Annotated in this window: 5 protein-coding genes; 3 read left to right on the top strand and 2 right to left on the bottom strand. The window is 47.4% G+C overall.

Translation table 11 applies throughout. The features are described from left to right. On the bottom strand, window positions 1-158 hold a 158-nt coding region (locus V3S16_RS08515; RefSeq protein WP_413884254.1), incomplete at its 3' end, for a YjbQ family protein. Window positions 159-670: 512 nt separating this feature from the next. Between V3S16_RS08515 and V3S16_RS08510 the strand changes: the two genes are divergently transcribed. Beyond that, window positions 671-1,993 carry a radical SAM protein gene (locus V3S16_RS08510; RefSeq protein ID WP_413884253.1) on the top strand — a complete coding sequence of 441 codons (1,323 nt, stop codon included), beginning with the start codon at window positions 671-673 and terminating at the stop codon, window positions 1,991-1,993. Window positions 1,994-2,109: 116 nt separating this feature from the next. Beyond that, entirely contained in the window at window positions 2,110-3,051 is a 942-nt protein-coding gene (gene prmA / locus V3S16_RS08505) for a 50S ribosomal protein L11 methyltransferase (protein ID WP_413884252.1), read from the top strand. Here prmA and V3S16_RS08500 read toward each other — a convergent pair. Continuing rightward, entirely contained in the window at window positions 3,032-3,472 is a 441-nt protein-coding gene (locus V3S16_RS08500; RefSeq protein ID WP_413884251.1) for a hypothetical protein, read from the bottom strand. The genes prmA and V3S16_RS08500 overlap by 20 nt on opposite strands. 239 nt (window positions 3,473-3,711) lie before the next feature. Here V3S16_RS08500 and V3S16_RS08495 point away from each other — a divergent pair, with 239 nt between their 5' ends. Further along, window positions 3,712-4,875: a TraB/GumN family protein gene (locus V3S16_RS08495; RefSeq protein ID WP_413884250.1), complete on the top strand. Its 1,164-nt coding sequence runs from the start codon at window positions 3,712-3,714 to the stop codon at window positions 4,873-4,875. Window positions 4,876-4,879: the final 4 nt, after the last annotated feature.

Genomic DNA, 4,879 nt, shown 5'->3' with positions numbered 1-4,879 from the left:
TTTATAAACACAGAGGCCGTGATGTGCATGGCATTGACCAGTACCAATCCTTCCTTGATGCCGCTCTCCTTCAGGCAGGTATCAACCTGAGGGGTAATGTTGATAAGTGCTCGCCGGGTGGGCACCTCAAACCACAATTCTTTGCGATAGCTTTTCATGGGTTTCTCCTCACATACGGATTTATGACTAGTTTTATCATAGTTTCTATTTAAATTCATCCATAATATGTCGCGACGTTCTTAACATGCACATCGAATCATAATATCCGGGCTATTGATGTTTATTTTTTCATGTTATACCCTAATTGTGCCAAAACACAATTAGGGAGGGGCCAGGGATCAGGGGGCAGAAAATGAGTTTTGCTTTATGAGTTATATCTCATTTAGACTGGCGTTATAAAATTCAGATGGAATTTGTTTCCTGACCCCCGACCCCTGACAACTTTCATAAAATCGTGTTACGATTTTATGAAACGCGGCTACGCCGCTCTGTTTGGCGAAAGGCTAAAATTCCTATCCCCATATCAAGCTACGGGGTATTTCGGAATTTTTGCCACAGCTTTTCGTGCTGCGGCACCGCACTTTCACCTTAATAAAGTATTTATCTTTTTTTATTTGAATTCATCCCGCGCGGCAAGCAGCGGGATGAATTAAAATTTGAGCTGATATCGATGACTCCCTTAAAGATCACTAAATCGGGCCGGAAAAGAAACAAGCTCATCATGGCCGTGGTGGCGAATTCGGCCGGTGAGATCTTTGAACTTGAAGGGTATGCTGCCGTGGGCATGGCAGGGTCGCTGCGCGGGCCGCTGAGATTGGATCAAACCATCAACATGCCATATGGCGGCGAACTGATGCTGCTGCCGGACAGAAAACCCGTGTTGTTTAACATGGAAACAGGCCTGTTAGAAACGCTCAAAGTGAACCCGTCTATGCCCGGCGAAGAGATATTTCCGGTGGCTGCCTTTAATTCGCCCGGTTACGTTACGATGTATGTCAGCGCCTATAATGAAGATAAGGAGGCCGGGTATCTGCCTCTTTTTTCATATGGAGCGGTTGGGTGGCACAAGGGCAGGTTCAGATGCGCCTTGATTCGTGTAGACCGCGAAAGACGGCAGGATCTGCGGTTGATGAAAAGCGAGGATGTCGCCGTTGGAATTCATAAAATGCAGCAGAAGATGCCGGACAACCGGCTGGAAAAACACCTCGAAAAATGCGCCTTGAAATATGGATGCCCGGCGGCCAAGAATTTCTTTTTGGGCAGATATGAGGCACCGCTGCCGACGTCCGGACATTGCAACGCCCGCTGTCTGGGGTGTTTGTCTTTTCAAAAAAGCGGCAAGATTTCCGTCAGTCAGGAGAGGATCGCTTTTCAGCCGACTTCAGCGGAAATCGCCGAAGTCGCCCTGGAGCACATCCGGAAGGTAAAAAAGAGCGTTGTCAGCTTTGGGCAGGGATGCGAAGGCGACCCCCTATTGGCGGCGGACGTTATCGCACCGGCTATAGAAAAGATACGTTCCGTTACCTTGCGCGGAACCATCAACATGAACACCAACGGCAGCCGCCCCGATACCCTTAAAAGACTTTTTGATGCCGGCCTCGACAGCATCCGCATCAGCTTGAACAGCGTCCGTCGAGAATGTTACGATATCTACTTTCAACCAAAGGGCTATGATTTCAATGATGTGATCAAAAGTGCTGATATTGCCATTAGTCGTAAAAAATTTGTAGCCGTCAACTATCTGAGCAGCCCCGGTTTTACTGATACTCCGCAAGAGTTAGACGCCCTGATCGCTTTTATCCGGCAGCATCGCATCAACATGATCCAGTGGCGCAACCTTAACTTTGACCCGCTCAGATACTGGCGCATTATGGAGAGTGCCGCCCAACACGGAAAACCCATGGGCATGCAGAATGTACTGCGCCGTATTCAAAAACTGTTTCCGGATGTAAAATACGGTTACTTTAATCCCCCCAAAGAAAAGTTCAAATAAAATCGCTGCGCGATTTTATACATTTATTTTTTCTCTCTTTCATATAACAAAGTCTTAGCAAGTTAAAATAACCAATTACGAATTCACCAAACAGTGCATATTTAAGAGAAAAAATTATGAAATGGATCGAAGCCAAAGTTGTATTTGATTTTTATGACAGGCGGCTGGCAGTGGATCTGATTGCAAACCTTTTTCATGAGTTCGGGCTGCAGGGCGTTGTCATTGAGGACCCCGAGATTGCTCCTGAAGAAGACTGGGGGGAAGATGCCGTTGATTTGCCGGAACAGAATGCGGTGATCGGATATTTTCGGGAAGATGATAAAGCCGCCGAACGTTGTCGGATTCTTGAACAAAAGCTTAAAAGACTAGAAAAAGCCACCGGCATTAAGAGCCGCATTTTTTATTCTCAAATGGATGAAGCCGACTGGTCTGAAGCGTGGAAATCTTATTTCCGGCCCCAAAAAATCGGAGCCGCGATTGTCGTAAAGCCGACCTGGTGCGAATACTCTCGATCCGAAGAAGAAATCGTACTGGAGATCGATCCGGGTATGGCGTTTGGGACCGGCACCCATCCGACTACGACGTTGTGTATCGAGATGATTGCATCCTATCTGGGGAAGGGCGATTCATTTCTTGATGTGGGTACCGGTTCGGGCATACTGATGATCGCCGCCGCCAAGTTAGGTGCCGCCCGGCTGGTGGGAATCGATAATGATGAGGAAGCAGTGAAAATAGCCCACCGGAACATGCTGCAAAACCGCATTGAAAGCGAAATATTCAAGATAACAACCAACAACCTTGTCGATGGGGTGGATGAACAATTTGATCTGGCTGTCGCCAATATTTCATCCGACGCTGTTATAGAATTGCTGGACAGCATTAGCGACGTTCTGACTCAAAAAGGCATCTTCATATGCGCGGGTATTGTTGAAAAAAATAAAATAGAGGTTGTTCAAAAAATGAAAAGCCTTGGGTTTGAAATCATCGATACCCGTGCCAAAGAAGATTGGGTCGTAGTTGCCGGGAGGATTTCCGGTGTCACGATATCAGGTTCTTGATTTCGTCCAAAAGCGGTGGTTTTAATTCCCGCCATTGCGGCGTGATGGCTTTATCTGCATGCCAGGTAAATTCGACCGCTTCGAATCTTTCCAGTATAACATGCTCGCTGTCCACGCCATATTTACTCTCGGGATAATATTCAACCCACAACATGCGCTGGGGATTGAGGTTAAATTTTTTTACGACCTGAGTGGCAACATGACTGGTACAACTTTTAACTGACATTTTACTGTCGGGCACATCAGAGACTATCGCGATAATGCGGTGCAGATGAGTTATATCTTTTGCGTCAGCCTCTTTCAGATCATAGATTCGAAGCCGGCACTTGCCGCTGCCAAGACTGAGTCTGCCGCCCCATCCACTCCAGGCAAAGATATCGTCGTGTATCAGCATATCAGGTTGTTTTTTGTCACTGGTCATTGGTCGCTCTTTGCTCGTTACGGGTTGCGGGTTGCGGGTTCAGTCGTCGTAGCTAAAGCAACTATGGTGAAGTCGGCTTGAAGCGCAGCGAAACTACCGATTTATCGGGGTTGCTGGTCACTTTTCACCATTCACTGGTCATTTCTTTGTTTTTGTATTGACATGGGTAATGTGATAGTTATGATTATCTATCACTAAAAACCCGTAACCAGCCAATGGGGTTTATATACCGAATTTTGATGATTAACAACACCAATAACATAGATCGTTTGGTATTTGAAGACAAAGAGGTCATTCTCGTAGGGACCGCCCACGTCTCCAGTGAAAGCGCCCGGCTGGCGGTCCAGGTTATCGAAACAGAAAAACCGGATACCGTCTGTGTTGAACTGTGCGAATCAAGGTATCAGACTATCAGTCAGAAAGAGCTTTGGCGGGATATGGATATCGTCAAAGTTATCAAGGAGAAAAAATCCTTCCTTTTGCTTTCGAATCTCCTGCTGGCGTCACTTCAGAAACGGATAGCCAAAAAATTTGACATCGAACCCGGCGAGGAGATGATAAAGGCCATTGAAGCCGGCAAGGCTGTGGGCGCGTCCATACACCTTGCCGACCGGGATATCCACATCACCCTGCTGAAGACCTGGCGCGTTATGGGACTGTGGAGCAAATTCAAACTTTTGTTTCAATTCCTTTTGTCGCTTGGACAAATTGAAGATATCAGCGAAGAAGACATTGAGAAGATGAAGCAGGAAGATGTGCTCCAGTCTCTGTTAGCCGACGTCGGCAAATCACTGCCGGTCTTAAAAGATATCTTGATCGATGAAAGAGACCTGTATTTGACCCACAGAATCCGCACGGCTCCCGGCAAAAAAATCGTTGCGATCGTCGGTGCCGGTCACGTTCCCGGTATAAAAAACAACTGGAACACAGATATAGAATTTGAGGCCCTCAAGCAAATTCCGCCCAAAGGAAGAGCATCGGTTGTTTTTAAATGGCTGATCCCTGTGGCCATAATGATACTGATTATTGTGGGCTTTTATCAGGGCGGTGCCCACGCAGGCAAGGATATGATCACATGGTGGGTTCTGGCCAATGGTATTCTGGCCGGCCTGGGTGCCGCCATCGCCCTGGCTCACCCCCTGACAATCCTTTCTTCGATTCTGGCGGCCCCTTTAACTTCTCTGAACCCCATGATTGCGGCCGGCTGGGTTTCCGGGCTGGTGGAAGCTTTTTCCCGCAAACCCAAGGTAAGGGATTTTGAAAACCTGCCGGAGGACATTCTTTCCATCAGGGGCTTTTGGAAAAACAAGGTCACGCGCATCCTGCTGGTGGTGGTATTTACCAACCTGGGCAGTTCCATAGGGACGTTTGTGGCGATACCTTTAATGGTGAAAGTCCTCTAACTTT

Origin of the sequence: Candidatus Desulfatibia sp. (assembly GCF_036446775.1) — a bacterium.
Taxonomy (GTDB): domain Bacteria; phylum Desulfobacterota; class Desulfobacteria; order Desulfobacterales; family UBA11574; genus Desulfatibia_A.
This window is presented reverse-complemented; position numbering and strand designations above follow the sequence as displayed.

Coding starts and splice junctions, on each gene's coding strand:
- prmA (WP_413884252.1), top strand. CDS start 2,110: ATGAAATGGATCGAAGCCAAAGTTGTATTTGATTTTTATGACAGGCGG.
- V3S16_RS08500 (WP_413884251.1), bottom strand. CDS start 3,472: ATGACCAGTGACAAAAAACAACCTGATATGCTGATACACGACGATATC.
- V3S16_RS08510 (WP_413884253.1), top strand. CDS start 671: ATGACTCCCTTAAAGATCACTAAATCGGGCCGGAAAAGAAACAAGCTC.
- V3S16_RS08495 (WP_413884250.1), top strand. CDS start 3,712: ATGATTAACAACACCAATAACATAGATCGTTTGGTATTTGAAGACAAA.